A 16520-nucleotide genomic window follows, 5' to 3' on the forward strand; every position below is an offset into this window, starting at 1 on the left:
GCTTCGGTCAGGCTCCCACCTGGGCGGCGCGGTTCACCGCGGACACCACCGCGCGCAGCGAGGCCGTGGTGATCGACGGCGCGATGCCGACACCCCACACCGTGTGGCCGCCAACCGAAGCCTCGACGTAGGCCGCGGCTTGCGCCTCCTCGCCTGCTGCCATCGCATGCTCGGAGTAGTCCAGCACGTCGACGTTGAATCCGACGGTGCTCAGGGCATCGATGAATGCCGCCAGCGGACCATTGCCGGTCCCGACGATCTCGCGCTCGTCGCCGTCGATCTTGACGATCGCAGTGACAGTGTCGGTCCCGCCGTCCACCTCAGCAGCGTCGACCTTCTGCCGCATCCGCTCCAGCGGCCTGACCGGGGACAGGTACTCGTCGTTGAAGACGTCCCACATCTCCTTTGGAGATACCTCGCCGCCCTCGCCGTCGGTGATCTTCTGGATCGCCTGGCTGAACTCCATCTGCAGCCGCCGCGGCAGAACCAGCCCGTGGTCAGCCTTCATGATGTAGGCGACGCCGCCCTTGCCGGACTGCGAGTTGACCCGGATGACGGCCTCGTAGGTGCGACCGACGTCCTTGGGGTCAATCGGCAGATACGGCACCTGCCACAGCATGTCGTCCATATCGGCGTCGGCGGCGTCGGCGTCGAACTTCATCTGGTCCAGGCCCTTGTTGATGGCGTCCTGGTGGCTGCCGGAGAACGCGGTGTACACCAGGTCACCGCCGTAGGGATGGCGCTCGGGCACCGGCAGTTGGTTGCAGTACTCCACGGTGCGACGGACCTCGTCGATGTTGGAGAAGTCGATCTGCGGGTCGATGCCGCGGCTGAACAGGTTCAGACCCAGCGTCACCAGACAGACGTTGCCGGTGCGCTCGCCGTTGCCGAACAGGCAGCCTTCGATCCGGTCGGCGCCGGCCAGGTAACCCAGCTCGGCCGCGGCCACACCTTCGCCGCGGTCGTTGTGCGGGTGCAGGCTCAGGATGATCGAGTCCCGCGGAGTCAGGTGCCGGCTCATCCACTCGATCGAGTCGGCGTAGATGTTGGGGGTGGCCATCTCGACGGTGGCCGGCAGGTTGACGATCAGCGGGCATTCCGGCGTCGGCGCGATCACCTCGGCGACCGCGTTGCAGACGTCGACGGCGTAATCCAGCTCAGTGCCGGTGTACGACTCGGGGGAGTACTCGTAGCGCCACAGGGTGCCCGGGTACTTCTTGGCCTCCTCGATGCACATCCGGGCGCCGTCGGTGGCGATCTTCTTGACGGCGTCGCGGTCGGCCCGGAATACCACGCGGCGCTGCAGCACCGACGTGGAGTTGTAGAAGTGCACGATCACCCGGGGCGCCCCGGCGCATGCCTCGAAAGTGCGCTCGATCAGCTCGGGGCGACACTGCGTCAGCACCTGGATGGTGACGTCGTCGGGGATGGCGCCCTGCTCGATGATCTCGCGGACGAAATCGAAGTCGGTCTGGCTGGCCGACGGGAAGCCGACCTCGATTTCCTTGTAGCCCATGCGGACCAGCAGGTCGAACATCCGGCGCTTGCGTTCCGGGCTCATCGGGTCGATCAGGGCCTGGTTGCCATCGCGCAGGTCGACGGCGCACCAACCCGGCGCGATGGTGGCCACCTTGTCCGGCCAGGTGCGGTCGAAAGGAACGTTTCCGGCGCCGAATGCCGGGCTGCCGCCCGGGACCTCGTCGGCGAAGCTGCGGTAGCGGCTTACCGGCATTGACGAGCCACGCTGCGTGTTCCACGCAGGCTGGCCGGGATTACGCGGGCCGGATGGGGTGGTGATGGTACGTACCGACGAGAACGAATCGGCAGATGAATCAGGAGAATAAGTGGTCACGGTCGTTGCTCCGGTCTGTCTGGATGGGACCTCGAAGGAGGTCGCGACCGGCGCATCGCAAACACCCGCGACGGGAGGCCGGTCGAATCAGACCCCGTCGCGGCATCCGAGGAGGAGCACCCGCGCGTTGTACATCGCCACCCAGGCTACCCCGCAACCCACGATCACCAAAATGCCGGCTCCGCCAGAACGGCCGACACGAAAAAACGAGGGTACCTGCCGCGACGGTGAGGCAGGGACCCTCGTTCAGCTCAGGCGCTCAGATTCAGGCGCAGACGTTCACGAATCCGAGTGGGCCGCTGACGCACGGAGGCGGCGGAGCCCAGCCACCCCAAGCCGGAGGCGGAGGAGGGCCGCCCCAGCCCGGGCCGCCCCATCCGGGGCCGCCACCCCAGCCGCCCGGACCATCCCAGTGATGTCCCCAGGCCGGAACCCCGGGCCCGGAGGTCACTGGCGACGCACTGGCGATGCCGGTGCCGATACCGAGCGCGGCCAGGCTCAAACCTCCGGAAACCAAGGCCACTTTTGCGATGTTCTTAATGTCTGACATATCAACTCAACCCCAATCAATTCACTAGTTGGGTACCTCTATTCGACTGAACTTAGGTTCGCTATGTAAGCGACGCCTGTGTGGGGCTTATGCAGGGATGATGAGCATCCGCGTGGAGCGGCTGAGTACAGTGCGAACGTGCTGACGAAATGGCTGCTGGGGCTGGACCGAAGCTGGAAGATCGGCATCGCGGTCGCGCTCGCCGTGGTTATCGGACTCGTGGTGTGGCAAACCGAGTTCCGCGGGCCGACGCCGGAATGCCGGCCCGTGATCGACATGCTCGACTACAACAAGGCGCAGGCCGTGCAGATCGAGTCCAAGGTCGACAAGAACAACAACGGCATCCCCACCATCGCCGAGGAGTCCGCCTACCGGGCCTGGGCGGACGGGATGGCCGAGCACGCGCAGAAGGTAAACACCCCTGACCTGGCGGTGCACGCGGTGCAATTGGCCACGCTCGCCGGGCAATTCGCGTCCAAGCTGGACGCTTACCGCATTGCTTCGCAGGGCCGGGTCCAGGGCGCGCCGGCGCCGGCTGAGGCCTACGAGCTGTCCGCCATCAACAGCAGAATCTCCGAAGAGATGAGCGCGCTGTCCAAAGCTTGCCCACGTCAGCGTTCGTTAACCGACCTGTTCTGAATCGACCCCTTCTAAGCCTGCAAAACCGCTGTGCCAGGCACTAAAATTGCTGGTCGTGGATGCAACTCTGTGGCCGATTCTGCGTCGAGAAGACGAATTCGGCGCGATTCGGTCAGCTCTGTTGGGCCAGGGTGCATCGGGGATAGTGCTGTTCGGAGAGGCCGGTGTCGGCAAGACGACGTTGGCCCGCGCGGTTACCCAGTCACTGCCGACGCAGGTGCACTGGGTCGCCGGCACCGAGTCGGCACGATCGATCCCGCTGGGCGTTTTCGCGCATCTGGTTGGACCGGCCGCTTCGCGTGACCCGATAGCAGGACTGGCCGCGGCGCGCGAAACCATTTGTCGCGTAGAGCATTCCGTGATCGGCGTCGACGATGCGCACCTGCTGGACCACCTATCGGCCACGCTGGTCCACCAGCTGGCGCTGGAGGGTTCGGTGCGGATCGTGGCGGCGGTGCGGTCCGGTGAGGTGGTGCCCGACGCGATCACCTCGCTGTGGAAAGACGGCTACCTCAAACTGCTGAAGTTGTCTCCGTTCAGCAAGACCCAGTGCCTGCGGCTGGTAGAAGATGCGCTCGGCGGCCGCCTGGAGGGGTTGTCCGGGGACGTGATGTGGGCGGCGTCGGGAGGCAACGCGCTGTACATCAGGCATCTGGTCGACGGCGCGCTGGAGGCGGGGACCCTGCGGCAGGTGCGCGGAGTCTGGCAGCTGCGTGGCGGCACCGCCGTGACCTCCGAGTTGGCCTCGTTGCTGGACGCTCGCATCGAACAACTCCCGGACGAGGACGCTCATGCGCTGCAGTTGCTGGCCTTCGCCGAGCCGCTGGCACTGAATGTGCTGTCGCGGCTAGTTGGCGACGAGACGGTGGAGCGGGTCGAACAGCGCGGGCTGATCCGCGTGGTTGAGGGCCCGGCCGCGATCGATGTCCGATTCACCCACCCGCTGTACGGCGAAGTGATTCGTAGGGGCCTTGGCCGGGCGGCTACCCGCAGGCTCAAGGGCGAACTGTTCCGGGTGATGAAAGAGCAGCCCATCCGTCGTCCGGCCGAGCGCATCCGACTGGCCGAGCTAGCTCTCGACAGCGACGTGAACGCCGAGACCGAGCTGTTTGAGTCAGCCGCCCAGGACGCCATCGCCCTGACCAACATCACGCTCGGGGAACGCCTGGCGCGCGCAGCGGTCGCACGGGACGGCGGGTTGGTGACCAGCGAACTGCTGGCCCGGTCCCTGCTCTGGCAGGGCAAGGCCGCCGAGGCCGAAGAGGTGCTGAGCGCATTCGACCCCGAAACCATGAACGAACTGGACTTGGTGCGCTGGGGTATGGTGCGGATCGCCAACCTGCACTGGTCAATGGGCGACGCGGCCCGTGCCGAGGAGGTCCTTCATCTGCTGCAGCGCAAGGTGACCCACCCGGCGCTGCGGTTGGTGGTCGAAGGGATGTCCGCGACGACAAATGCGTTCGAGAATCGGCTCGATGAAGCCGGGGCAGCAGCGCAGCGGGTGCTCAGCGACCCGGAGGCATCGCCGACTGCGATCGAATGGGCGGTGTTCGGTGGTGCCTTGGCGGCATCCTTGGCCGGGCGCGTCGAGGACGCAGCCGAGATGGTCGCGCGGGGACGGGCCATCGACGACAAGGTCGACGGACTGATCAAATACCCCACCGCACTCGGAGAAATCCGGGCGCTGACCCTGGCGGGCGCGTTCGACCAGGCCGAATCCCGATCCCGCGACATCGTCCAGGTCACCTCGCCCGGCCAGTACCTGGCGTGGGGCATGGCCAACGTCCTGGTCGGCACGGTAGAGCTGGCCCGCGGCCGGTTCGGGGCTCTCGGGCCACGGATGGAGGAGACTGTCGCGGCGCTGGCGGCCGAGTCGGCGTCATCATGGAACTTCCCGGCCGGAATGATGCTGGCGCAGGCACATTGCGTGCTCGGCAAAGTCGAAGCCGCTGCGCGGACGGTGGCCGAACTACGTGGCAAGGTCGACCGGCACGTGTCCGTGTTCACCCCGCAGTTCCGACTGGTTGAGGCTTGGCTCTCAGCCGCCGAGGGGCACGTCACTGGGGCGATGGCCGGTGCCGTCGAGGCAGCAGACCTGGCCAGGGACTCTGGTCAGCAGGCCGTGGAGATGTTTGCGCTGCACGATGCGGCCCGATTCGGTGACGTCGACTCGCTGCAGCGGTTGGCCGACGTCGCCGGAGGTATCGGCGGGCGATTGGCCGAGGCGCACGCGGCATACGCGGTAGCGCTGATTGCCGGCGATCCGGTAGGCGTGTTTGCCGCATCGGAGCGATTCGAAGCCATCGGTTCATTGCTGTCCGCAGCCGATGCGGCCGCGCAGGCTGCCGTGTTGTTCCGCGAGGCCGGAGATCGCCGGCAGGCAGTTGAGGCTGCGGCCAGCGCCGATCGGTTGGCCGCGGCCTGCGGTGGGGTGCGGACGCCGGCGCTGGAATTGGCCGCCGAACCGTTGCCGCTGTCGCCCAGGGAGCGTGAGATCGCCAACTTTGTGGCCCAGGGGCTCGGCAACCGCGACATCGCCGATCGTCTGGTGGTTTCGCCCCGCACCGTCGAGGGCCACATCTACCGGGCCTGCATCAAACTGGACGTCACGGACCGGGAGGGGCTGGCTATCGTGATCCGGCGGGGGCGCGGCGGCTGAGCTGCCGATCGGATTCAGCGGCTGAGCTGCCGATCGGATTCAGCGGCTGAGCTGCCGATCGGATTCAGCGGCTGAGCCGCTGACCTAGTGGGGGCAGCTGAGCGGTCGCGCCGGTCAGCGGTAAAACGCGGTCGCGGCCACAAGTATTCTGTCCGTGACATATTTTTCTTTCTCCTGCGAACCGAAAGGCGAACAGTGGCGCTCGTCGTACAGAAGTACGGCGGTTCCTCGGTGTCCGACGCCGAGCGAATCCGTCGCGTCGCCGAGCGCATCGTCGAAACGAAGAAGGCCGGCAACGACGTCGTCGTGGTGGTCTCGGCGATGGGTGACACCACCGATGACCTGCTCGATCTCGCCCGCCAGGTGAGCCCCGCGCCGCCCGCGCGCGAGATGGACATGCTGCTGACCTCGGGTGAGCGCATCTCTAACGCACTGGTCGCCATGGCCATAGATTCGTTGGGTGCGCAGGCCCGCTCGTTCACCGGTTCGCAGGCCGGCGTGATCACCACCGGGACCCACGGCAACGCCAAGATCATCGACGTCACGCCCGGCCGGTTGCAGGACGCGCTGGACGAGGGGCAGATCGTGCTGGTCGCCGGCTTCCAGGGCGTCAGTCAGGACAGCAAGGACGTCACCACGCTGGGCCGCGGCGGGTCGGATACCACTGCTGTCGCCCTGGCTGCCGCTTTGAAGGCGGACGTCTGCGAGATCTACACCGACGTCGACGGCATCTTCACCGCCGACCCGCGCATCGTGCCCAATGCCCGCCATCTGGAAACCGTCTCCTTCGAGGAGATGCTGGAGATGGCGGCTTGTGGTGCCAAAGTGCTGATGCTGCGGTGCGTGGAATACGCCCGCCGCTACAACGTTCCGATTCACGTCCGGTCGTCGTACTCGGACAAGACCGGAACCATCGTCAAAGGATCGATCGAGGACATCCCTATGGAAGACGCCATCCTGACCGGAGTCGCCCACGACCGCAGCGAGGCCAAGGTAACCGTCGTCGGGGTTCCTGACGTTCCGGGCTACGCGGCCAGGGTGTTCCGCGCGGTTGCCGATGCCGACGTGAATATCGACATGGTGCTGCAGAACATCTCGAAGGTCGAGGACGGCAAGACCGACATCACCTTCACCTGCTCGCGGGAGAACGGCCCCACTGCGGTGGAGAAGCTGGCCTCGCTCCAGAACGAGATCGGTTTCACCAGGGTGCTTTACGACGATCACATCGGCAAGGTGTCGCTGGTTGGCGCGGGTATGCGCAGCCATCCGGGCGTCACCGCCAAGTTCTGCGAATCGCTGGCCGAGGTGGGCGTCAACATCGACTTGATCTCCACTTCGGAAATCCGGATCTCGGTGCTGGTCAAGGACACCGAGTTGGACAAGGCCGTCGCGGCCCTGCATGACGCGTTCAACCTGGGCGGCACCGAGACGGCTGTGGTCTACGGCGGATCCGGGCGGTAACGGCAATGGTCAACATCGGTGTAGTCGGAGCGACCGGACAGGTCGGCCAGGTGATGCGAAAGCTGCTGGAGGAGCGCGAGTTTCCGGCCACCTCGGTGCGGTTCTTCGCCTCGGCGCGATCAGCCGGCAAGAAGCTGACGTTCTGTGGCCAGGAGATCGAGGTCGAGGACAGCGAGACCGCAGACCCGTCGGGCCTGGACATTGCGCTGTTCTCGGCCGGTGCCTCCATGTCCCGAGTGCAGGCGCCGCGGTTCGCCGCGGCCGGCGTCACGGTGATCGACAACTCGTCGGCATGGCGCAAGGATCCCGATGTACCGCTGGTGGTTTCGGAGGTCAACTTCCATCGAGATGTGGCCGCCCGTGCTGGGTCTCTTCCTAAGGGCATCATCGCCAACCCGAACTGCACCACCATGGCCGCTATGCCGGTGCTCAAGCCGCTGCATGAAGAAGCCGGCCTGACGCGCCTCATCGTGTCCAGCTACCAGGCGGTGTCCGGTTCCGGCCTGGCTGGTGTCGAAGAGCTCGCCTCGCAGACCCGCGCGGTGGTTGATGGTGCTGAGCAGCTGGTGCATGACGGCCGCGCTCTGAGCTACCCGGCGCCGGTGAAATACGTTGCGCCGATTGCCTTCAACGTCATTCCGCTGGCCGGCTCGATTGTCGACGACGGCTCGGGTGAGACCGACGAGGATCAGAAGCTGCGTAACGAGAGTCGCAAGATCTTGGGTATCCCGGATCTTGCGGTGAGTGGCACCTGCGTGCGGGTGCCGGTGTTCACCGGCCACTCATTGTCGATCAATGCCGAATTCGCGCAACCGCTTTCCGTTCAGCGGGCAGTCGAAATCCTGGCCGAGGCGCCGGGCGTGAAGCTGGTCGACGTCCCCACCCCGCTGGCCGCCGCCGGCGTGGACGAATCGCTGGTCGGCCGGATTCGGCAGGACCCCGGGGTGCCCGACGGCCGCGGCCTGGCACTGTTCGTCTCTGGTGACAATCTGCGAAAAGGCGCAGCGCTCAACACCGTTCAGATTGCCGAACTGCTAGCCGCCCAATAACTCTCCGCCCAATCGGACATATGGGTCGGAAAGAGCGAGTCGGAGCGGCCATAACGTCGATCTCGGCGTTGGTGGTCGGGATGAGTGTGCCTGGCGTCAACGCTGATCCGCCGGCCCCGGCACCGACTCCGGTGCTCAAGCCGTTGGCTCCCGGCGAGGTCATGCGTATCGGCCCCGTCGCCGGAACAGGAACGCCGACAGCTGATTACGGAATCGGTGCCACCGATCTGTGTGAGTTCATGGAGTTCCCCAGTGGGGTCCTGCAGGTGTGCGGCGACAGTTTCGCCGGCCAGGGTGTCGGATTCGGCGGCTGGTATGCGCCAGTGGCATTACACGTCGAGACCGATTCGGTCAATTCCCCCGACGGGCTGCGGTATCGCGGGGTGACCGGTGTGGACAAGCCATTGCTCGCTGATCCCAAGGCGCCTGGGACATCACAACTTCCGGCTGGGGTGATCGCGGTCAACCGGGAGAACTACCTGATGATCACCACCACCAAGAACCTTGTCCCGCAAAGTTCCAGATTGGTGAAAGCTGATCCGGCGCACGGGGCGTGGCCGACGATTCCAGGATCGGTGCGGCCCGCCGCGTATGCCGGCGGCGCGCAGAGCCAGATCACCGGTTACTACGACCCGGTTCCTACCGCGGATTCGCCGCGCGGCTGGATATACATCGTCGCCAACAGTTTCGACCGCAGCAGCCCGGTGTTCCTGTATCGGGCCACGCCGCAGTCGTTCACCGACAGGTCCACGTGGCAGGGTTGGTCGGGGACAGCGGGCTGGAACAAGCTGCCGACTCCGTTGTGGGGCGACCGAATCGGTGAGATGAGCATGAAGCAGGTCGACGGCAAGACCGTGCTGTCCTACTTCAACGGCAGTACCGGCAACATGGAGATCCGGGTGGCCAACGCGCCGATCGGCCTCGGTTCGGCCCCGGTCACCACGGTGGTGGTTGCCGGCGACTGGCCCACGGATGCCGACGAATTGCCTGCGCCGCAAGATAATCAGTTGGCTCAGCCGTACGGCGGCTACATCTCACCGGGGTCGACGCTCGACGAGTTGCGGGTACTGGTCAGTCAGTGGAACAACACACCGCGGAATACGGCGCCGTATCGGGTGATCCAGTTCGCGGTGAACCCGCTGAAGCCGTAGGAGCCGCCGCGAGTTGGTTCGCGGCGTCAGTCCCGCAGTACCAGGTCGACACCGGCTTCCTCGAAAACTTCGAGCAGGCCGCTCCAGGTGTGAGAATCCAACGCCGCCTTGGCTCTTTCGCTGTCGGTCAGGACAAACCGGAACGGTGTGTCCTCGGGCGTCCCGAAGCCGCCGCCCAGGCAGTCGGCCAGCGCGTCGAGATTGCTGCCGAAGTAGCCGTCGGGCCCGTTGACGGCATGCCCGAGCTCGGTGAAAAGGTCAGCGCGCGAACGGATCCGAGAGCCGCGCAGCGTGTATGTCTTCACGCTCCTCCGATCTGGCAGAACGTCTCGTAATGGTCGCCGGTGTAGTAGAACTCAGGAGGATTGGTCAGTGGCGTGCCGCCGGTGATAACCCGCCGGGTGCCACGGGTTTTCGCGCCCGGAGTGGGCACGGTGTACTCGTGGTAATAGCCGCGGTTCTCTTGCGGCAGTCGATGCTCGAAGTTCCCGAAGATGATGCCGTCACGCGAGTACGGGAACGGCCCGCCGCTGTGGATCAACCGGACGGTGGCGGCTGCCTCGGAGGGCAGCGACGAGAGTTCGCAGGCCTTCAATGCTGAAGAGGTGCCTGCGCCTGAACCCGTGAAGTGTTCGGCAGTGTGCTGGGAGCATGCCGGTGTCAGAATCAGCAGGCCAGCGGTGCCGACGGCGATCAGGACCGATCGCAGTGTGGTTCTGGACATCGCGCCTTCCCGGGTGCGTGACAAGGTCGGTCGGAGGTTCCGGTTGGCCAGGCTACCCCGCAAATACCGGCTCATAGCTGATTCTTACCCGCAACCTAGCCATGGCAGCGGTTCGCGCGTGGATCATCGAGTGTATGAGCGAACAAACACCTCAACCCCCGCTGCCTCCGGAACAGCCGGAGACACCGACTGACTCGTTCCCGCCGGTTGCCACGGCGCCGGTTCCGCCCGCCGCGCCGGCCCCACAGGCTCACGATGGCAAATCGAACAACAAGCTCAACAAGGTGCTGGCCTGGGTCGGCATCCTTGCCGGCTCGGTGTTCATCGTCGCCACCATCTTCTTCTCCGGCTTCTACATGGGCATGCATTGCGGTCACCACGGTTGGCACAAGCACCACCGCGGCGACAGCAGTTCACAGTTCCGCGAAGACCATCCCGGTCCGGGCCCGGGTATGTGGCGCCCGATCTTCCCCGGCCCCGGTTTTCCGGGCTTCCCCAGTGGTCCCGCATTCCCCGGCCCCGGCGGTCCAGGTGGTCCAGGTGGGCAGGGTCCTCAGCAGCCCGGTCGCTGATCGAGCAGTCACCTACGACGGCGACAGGTCGCACCCGTTTGGGTGCGGCCTGTTGGCTGTTTGAGGGGCGAGGCCGCCGCGGCTGAGCTCTGAGGAATCGTTGGCAAGTTCGATCCACGCGTCGCGTCCTGTGTTGATTCATGGCATGGTCGCAATCCATGACGGGTAGGTCGCGCGCCGGATGGGCGCTGACCGCGACGGTGGTGCTGGCCGTCGCCAGCTGCTCAGATCAGGCGATGACCGGACTAGCCCTGCCCGCCTCGAACCAGCCGGTCCCCCAAGCCCGGCCGCTGCCCGCGACGTCGCAAGAGTTCGGAGTGGGAGACTGCGTCGCGTTGCCTCCGGTGTCCCCGGCGGTTGACGTGGACCCGGTCGGGGCCGTCGAAGCCTCCTGCGGGGCCGATCCGAGTTACACCGTAGGGGCCATCGCCGACCACGCGGGCACCTGTCCGAGCGGTCAATACCAACAGATCACCGGCACATTCGCCGATAGTGTGACGGCGCGGCTGTGCCTGGTGCCGAACTTGGTCGCCGACCATTGCTACAGCCTGGACATGCCGATCGGCCTTGTGCAGTTGGCCGACTGCACAGACCGAAACCGTCCTGGTGTGCTAGTGAAGGTGACCCGGCGCCTGGATGTGGCCGACAGCCATGCCTGTCCGGCGGCCGGCGGTAATTTCACCTGGCCGTACCCGTCGCCGCCACGGACGTACTGCACCCGGACCATGCGCTGAGCCGATTTTGGGGTGCCGGCTGGCATCATCGAAGCCATGCGTGCCCACTCGAACCGGATGACGGCCTGCCTGGCCATCGCTCCGGCCCTTGTCTCTGCACTCGCATTGGCCCCAGTTGCAATGGCTAAGCCGTCCGACCCCGGAGTGGTGTCCTATGCCGTTCTCGGCAGGGGTTCGGTTGGCAACATCGTCGGCGCTCCGATGGCGTGGGAGGCGACGTTCACCGTGCCATTCCAGGGTTTTGGCGTCGACATCCCGGTCTGCAACAACTGGGCTGACATCGGCATCGCCGAGGTGTACAACGATCCGGATCTGGCGTCGTTCAACGGTGCAACAGCTCAGACCTCGGCGGCCGACGACAGTCACATGGTCAAGCAGGCCGTTGGTGTGTTCGCCACCCCGGACGCCGCGTCGCGGGCCTATCACCGGGTTACCGACCGAACCGTGGGGTGTGCCGGACAGACCACCGCCATGCACCTGGAGGACGGGCGCACGGAGGTTTGGAGCTTCTCGGGCCCGCCGGCCGGGCCGGCCGACGCAACGTGGGTCAAGCAGGAGGCCGATACCGATCGCCGGTGCTTCACCCAGACCAGGCTGCGCGAGAACGTTCTGCTGCAAGCGAAAGTCTGTCAGTCTGGGAACGGCGGGCCGGCGACAAACGTGCTGGCCGGGGCCATGCAGAACACCCTCGGGCAATGACTCGAATGCGGCGCGCGCACTCGAAGAGCAGAATTTTGTCGGTACCGCATGGCAGGGTCGAACTCGGAGACATCCTCGGGGCGAAGGATGAGTGAGGCGCCGGCCTGAGGGAACACCAACCGAAGGACTGTCGCGATACCGCGGAGTCCGGGGAGGGGTTGTTCGATGAGCACGGCCACCGCCGCGCGTCCGATTCACTCTGCGTACCCCGAGTTGGCCGGTGCACACGGCGCTGCAGAGCATGTCAACGATTGCCTGATCGACGGTCCGGTCGGCAGGGTAGGCCTTGAACTCGAGGCTCACTGCTTCGACCTGGCCGACCCGATGCGCCGGCCCGGATGGGCCGAACTCACCGAAGCGGTCGCCTCGGTGCCCGACCTGCCGGGCGGCAGCGCCATCACCCTGGAACCGGGCGGTGCGGTAGAACTTTCCGGGCCCCCGCTGGATGGGGCAGCGGCCGCCATCGAGGCAATGCGCCGCGACCAGGGCGTACTTCGGGCGGCAATGCGCCGCCGCGGGTTGGGCCTGGCGTACACCGGCACCGATCCGCTACGCCCGCAGGCCCGGGTCAACCCCGGCCCGCGTTATCAGGCAATGGAGGCATTTTTCGCGGCCAGCGGTTCGGCTGTCCCGGGCGCGGCCATGATGACTTCTACGGCCTCGTTGCAGATCAACATCGAGGCCGGGCCTCGCGACGGCTGGGCCGAGCGCGTCCGGTTGGCCCATGCACTGGGCCCGACCATGATTGCCATCGCGGCGAATTCACCGATGCTGGCCGGCCGGTTCACCGGATGGCGCAGTACCCGCCAACGGATTTGGGGGCAGCTGGACACCGCCCGGTGCGGTCCCATCTTGGGGTTCGGTGCCGACCCAGCCAGCGACTGGGCCCGCTATGCCCTCAAGGCGCCAGTGATGCTGGTGCACACGCCAGAAGCGGAGCCGGTGATCGAGTGGGTGCCTTTTGCGGACTGGGCTGAGGGGCGCACCCTGCTGGGCGGGCGTATGCCTACCACCGCCGACCTGGACTACCACCTGACCACACTGTTCCCGCCGGTGCGTCCGCGCGGTTGGCTGGAGGTTCGCTACCTGGACGCCCTGCCGGATACGTTGTGGCCGGCTGTGGTGTTCACCTTGGTGACGCTCTTGGATAACCCTGAACTAGCTGAAATTGCTTGGGAAGCAACGGAATCTGTAGCAACGGCATGGGACCGAGCAGCGCGTAGGGGACTGGCCGATCTGCGATTGCGGGCGTCCGCGATGCGCTGTGTCGAGGTCGCGGCGGAGGCGGCACCGGCGGATCTGCGGCCGGCCGTGGACGGCCTGCTGCAGCGAGTGCAGCGGGGCCGCTCTGTTGCAGAGGATTTTGCCGACCTGGTCGTCGAACGCGGGATCGCTTCGACCATAACGGAATTCGCGGAGGGGCAATGGTGAGCCGCGCGGAGCAGCTGGCCCGTGGGTTGGCCAGGGCCCGGGACCGCACACTGGCGCTGGTCGAATTCGATGACGCCGAACTGCTGCGTCAGTACGACCCGCTGATGAGTCCGCTGGTCTGGGACTTGGCGCACATCGGCCAGCAAGAGGAACTGTGGCTCCTGCGTGGTGGCGACCCAAACCGACCGGGCCTGCTGGAGCCGAAGGTCGACGGGCTGTACGACGCGTTCGTGCACTCCAGGGCCAGCCGGGTTGCCTTGCCGCTGCTGCCGCCCGCCGAGGCTCGTTGGTACTGCGGTAACGTGCGCGGGAAAGTGCTTGATGCACTTGAGGTTTTGGGCGACCGTGGTGATGGTGACGACCGCGATGCCTTTGTCTACGCATTGGTGATCAGCCACGAGAACCAGCACGACGAAACCATGCTGCAGGCGCTGAACCTGCGCACCGGCCCTGCGCTGCTCGGGCTGGGAACTCCGCTGCCACCCGGCCGTGATGGCGTGGCTGGCACTTCGGTGTTGGTACCCGGCGGGCCGTTCGTGCTCGGTGTTGATGCGGCCGACGAGCCCCACTCGCTCGACAACGAACGTCCCGCGCATGTGGTCGATATCCCGTCGTTCCGGATCGGTCGGGTGCCGGTGACCAATGCACAGTGGCAGGAGTTCATGGCCGATGGTGGCTACCACCAACCGAATTGGTGGTCGCCGGAGGGCTGGGAGCATCGGCAACGGGCCGGGCTGACGGCACCACAATTCTGGGGAGCTAACGGCAACACCCGAGTCCGGTTCGGGCACGTCGAGCAGGTGCCGCCCTACGAGCCCGTGCAGCATGTGACGTTCTACGAGGCCGAGGCGTTCGCCGCCTGGGCGGGTGCGCGACTGCCGACCGAGATCGAGTGGGAGAAGGCGTGTGCGTGGGATCCGGTGGCCGGAAAGCGTCGCCGATTCCCTTGGGGTGCAGCAGAACCCGACGAGATCCTGGCAAATCTTGGTGGCGACGCACTTCGTCCCGCGGCCGTAGGCGCGTACCCTGCCGGCGCGTCGGCCTATGGCGTCGAACAGATGCTGGGCGATGTCTGGGAATGGACCACCTCGCGGTTGCGGCCGTGGCCTGGATTCACGCCCATGATCTACGACCGCTATTCCCAGCCGTTCTTCGACGGTGCCGGTGGCAGCGACTATCGCGTGCTGCGCGGCGGGTCCTGGGCGGTCGCGTCGGACATTCTGCGGCCCAGCTTCCGGAATTGGGATCATCCGATCCGGCGACAGATCTTCTCCGGTCTCCGACTGGCCTGGGACGCATAGATGTGCCGTCATCTGGGTTGGTTGGGTCGTCCGGTATCGGTTGCCTCTCTGATGCTGGAACCCTCGAATGGTCTTGCAGTGCAGTCGTATTCGCCGCGGCGTCAGAAGCATGGGCTGATCAACGCGGACGGTTGGGGCGTCGGGTTCTATGACGGACCGACCCCGCGGCGCTGGCGCAGTGACAAACCGTTGTGGGGTGACGCGTCCTTCGCGTCGGTGGCCCCGGCGCTACACAGTGGGTGTGTGGTGGCGGCGGTGCGGTCGGCGACGGTCGGCATGCCCATCGAACCGTCGGCGTCGGCACCGTTCACAGACGGGACCTGGCTGTTGTCGCACAACGGGGTTGTTGACCGAGGCGTGTTACCGCTGTCCAGAGCGGCAGAGTCGACCGTCGACAGTGCGCTGCTGGCCGCGCACGTCTTCGCCCAAGGCCTGGACCAGTTGGCTACCACGGTCACACAGGTCGGCATCGAGGATCCGGCTGCGCGGCTGAACATCGTGGCTGCCAACGGTTCCCGACTGCTCGCCACGACTTGGGGGGACACCCTGTCGGTGCTGCAACGTCCGGACGGCGTGGTGGTAGCGAGCGAACCCTACAACGACGACCCAGCCTGGCAAGACATCCCGGACCGGCACCTGGTCACCGTGACCGCGACGGGTGTCACCATCAAGCCCATCGAATGACAGTGGGCGGAAAGGATTCCGATGACCCGAACGGCTTCAGGCAAGGCGGCACCGTCGCTGGTCAACCACCTCGCTTCAGACTGGGCACCGCGGGCGCTCCGTGACGATGTGCGTCACGGACTTACTCAGGCACCGAAGTCATTGCCGCCCAAATGGTTTTACGATTCGGTGGGCAGCGACCTGTTCGATCAGATCACTCGACTGCCGGAGTATTACCCGACGCGCGCTGAAGCGCAGATTTTGCGCACCGTCTCCGGTGACATCGCGGCGGCGTCCGGTGCAGACACCATCGTCGAACTGGGCAGCGGTACCTCGGAGAAGACGCGTAGCCTGCTGGAAGCCTTCCGGGATGCGGGCATGTTGCGCCGCTTCGTCGCGTTCGATGTCGACCAGGGGGTGCTGACCTCGGCCCTGACTGAACTGGCCGATGAATACGACGGCGTCGAGATCAGCGGAGTATGTGGTGATTTCGAGCATCACCTTGGTGCCATCCCTGTTCTCGGACGCCGGCTCATCGTCTTTCTCGGTTCGACCATCGGGAATCTGACCGCCGGGCCGCGGGCCGAGTTCCTCAAAGCGGTCGCCGACACGATGCAACCTGGTGACACGTTCTTGCTCGGTACCGATCTGGTGAAAGATGCGAACCGCCTCGTGGCCGCGTACGACGATAGTGCCGGCGTCACAGCCCAGTTCAACCGCAATGTGCTGGCAGTGGTGAACGGCGCCCTGGATGCCGATTTCGACCTCGCCGCCTTCGAACACGTGGCGCGATGGAACGCGGCGCAGGAACGAATCGAGATGTGGCTGAGATCTGATGCAGCGCAACAGGTCCAGATTCGTGATCTTGATCTCACGGTCCGGTTCGAGGCGGAGGAGGAGATGTTGACCGAGGTGTCGTGCAAATTCCGTCTGGATGGAGTCGCGGCCGAGTTGGCTGCAGTCGGCCTGCAGCGCACCCACTGGTGGACCGACAGTGCGGGGGACTTCGGCCTGTCATTGGCAGTGAAGGCGTAG

The 16520-nt window shown here is 65.8% G+C and carries 16 protein-coding genes; 12 read left to right on the top strand and 4 right to left on the bottom strand.

Annotation, left to right across the window (positions count from 1 at the left end; translation table 11 throughout):
• Positions 1 to 7: 7 nt before the first annotated feature.
• Together leuA and M2432_RS05945 are read right to left on the bottom strand one after the other, a co-directional pair.
• Entirely contained in the window at positions 8 to 1852 is a 1845-nt protein-coding gene (gene leuA, locus M2432_RS05940) for a 2-isopropylmalate synthase (protein WP_280825847.1), read from the bottom strand.
• Between the two features lie 265 nt (positions 1853 to 2117).
• Positions 2118 to 2402: a hypothetical protein gene (locus M2432_RS05945; RefSeq protein ID WP_280825848.1), complete on the bottom strand. Its 285-nt coding sequence runs from the start codon at positions 2400 to 2402 to the stop codon at positions 2118 to 2120.
• Between the two features lie 138 nt (positions 2403 to 2540).
• On the opposite strand from M2432_RS05945, the gene M2432_RS05950 reads away from it, so the two are divergent.
• The 5 genes from M2432_RS05950 to M2432_RS05970 all read left to right on the top strand — a co-directional run bounded on the left by M2432_RS05950 (position 2541) and on the right by M2432_RS05970 (position 9361).
• Positions 2541 to 3041: a hypothetical protein gene (locus M2432_RS05950; protein ID WP_280825849.1), complete on the top strand. Its 501-nt coding sequence runs from the start codon at positions 2541 to 2543 to the stop codon at positions 3039 to 3041.
• Between the two features lie 55 nt (positions 3042 to 3096).
• The gene (locus tag M2432_RS05955; protein WP_280825850.1) at positions 3097 to 5700 is read left to right on the top strand and encodes a LuxR family transcriptional regulator; all 2604 of its coding nucleotides are present in this window, start codon (positions 3097 to 3099) and stop codon (positions 5698 to 5700) included.
• A gap of 195 nt (positions 5701 to 5895) precedes the next feature.
• Positions 5896 to 7161 carry an aspartate kinase gene (locus tag M2432_RS05960; RefSeq protein ID WP_280825851.1) on the top strand — a complete coding sequence of 422 codons (1266 nt, stop codon included), beginning with the start codon at positions 5896 to 5898 and terminating at the stop codon, positions 7159 to 7161.
• Between the two features lie 5 nt (positions 7162 to 7166).
• Positions 7167 to 8210, top strand: a complete 1044-nt coding sequence (locus tag M2432_RS05965; RefSeq protein WP_280825852.1) for an aspartate-semialdehyde dehydrogenase — start codon at positions 7167 to 7169, stop codon at positions 8208 to 8210.
• 80 nt (positions 8211 to 8290) lie between these two features.
• Positions 8291 to 9361 (top strand): DUF4185 domain-containing protein, encoded by a 1071-nt coding sequence (locus tag M2432_RS05970; protein ID WP_280826159.1) that lies wholly within the window; start codon positions 8291 to 8293, stop codon positions 9359 to 9361.
• 26 nt (positions 9362 to 9387) lie between these two features.
• On the opposite strand, the gene M2432_RS05975 is transcribed toward M2432_RS05970, so the two are convergent.
• Entirely contained in the window at positions 9388 to 9666 is a 279-nt protein-coding gene (locus M2432_RS05975; protein ID WP_280825853.1) for a barstar family protein, read from the bottom strand.
• Positions 9663 to 10085 (bottom strand): ribonuclease domain-containing protein, encoded by a 423-nt coding sequence (locus M2432_RS05980; RefSeq protein WP_280825854.1) that lies wholly within the window; start codon positions 10083 to 10085, stop codon positions 9663 to 9665. Before M2432_RS05980 ends, M2432_RS05975 begins: the two co-directional genes overlap by 4 nt.
• 134 nt (positions 10086 to 10219) lie before the next feature.
• Between M2432_RS05980 and M2432_RS05985 the strand changes: the two genes are divergently transcribed.
• The 7 genes from M2432_RS05985 to egtD all read left to right on the top strand — a co-directional run bounded on the left by M2432_RS05985 (position 10220) and on the right by egtD (position 16520).
• Positions 10220 to 10657: a hypothetical protein gene (locus M2432_RS05985; RefSeq protein WP_280825855.1), complete on the top strand. Its 438-nt coding sequence runs from the start codon at positions 10220 to 10222 to the stop codon at positions 10655 to 10657.
• 158 nt (positions 10658 to 10815) lie between these two features.
• Complete coding sequence (locus tag M2432_RS05990; RefSeq protein ID WP_280825856.1) at positions 10816 to 11391, top strand: hypothetical protein; 576 nt, start codon at positions 10816 to 10818, stop codon at positions 11389 to 11391.
• 36 nt (positions 11392 to 11427) lie between these two features.
• Complete coding sequence (locus M2432_RS05995) at positions 11428 to 12090, top strand: sensor domain-containing protein (RefSeq protein ID WP_280825857.1); 663 nt, start codon at positions 11428 to 11430, stop codon at positions 12088 to 12090.
• Positions 12091 to 12255: 165 nt separating this feature from the next.
• On the top strand, positions 12256 to 13521 hold the full coding sequence (gene egtA / locus M2432_RS06000; protein WP_280825858.1) for an ergothioneine biosynthesis glutamate--cysteine ligase EgtA: 1266 nt from the start codon (positions 12256 to 12258) through the stop codon (positions 13519 to 13521).
• Positions 13518 to 14822 carry an ergothioneine biosynthesis protein EgtB gene (gene egtB, locus M2432_RS06005; protein WP_280826160.1) on the top strand — a complete coding sequence of 435 codons (1305 nt, stop codon included), beginning with the start codon at positions 13518 to 13520 and terminating at the stop codon, positions 14820 to 14822. The genes egtA and egtB overlap by 4 nt, the downstream gene beginning before the upstream one ends.
• Entirely contained in the window at positions 14823 to 15506 is a 684-nt protein-coding gene (egtC, locus tag M2432_RS06010) for an ergothioneine biosynthesis protein EgtC (protein ID WP_280825859.1), read from the top strand. It begins immediately after the preceding gene.
• 21 nt (positions 15507 to 15527) lie between these two features.
• Positions 15528 to 16520 carry an L-histidine N(alpha)-methyltransferase gene (gene egtD, locus M2432_RS06015; protein WP_280825860.1) on the top strand — a complete coding sequence of 331 codons (993 nt, stop codon included), beginning with the start codon at positions 15528 to 15530 and terminating at the stop codon, positions 16518 to 16520.

Origin of the sequence: Mycobacterium sp. OTB74 (assembly GCF_029892685.1) — a bacterium.
In the GTDB taxonomy this organism is placed as follows: Bacteria; Actinomycetota; Actinomycetes; order Mycobacteriales; family Mycobacteriaceae; genus Mycobacterium.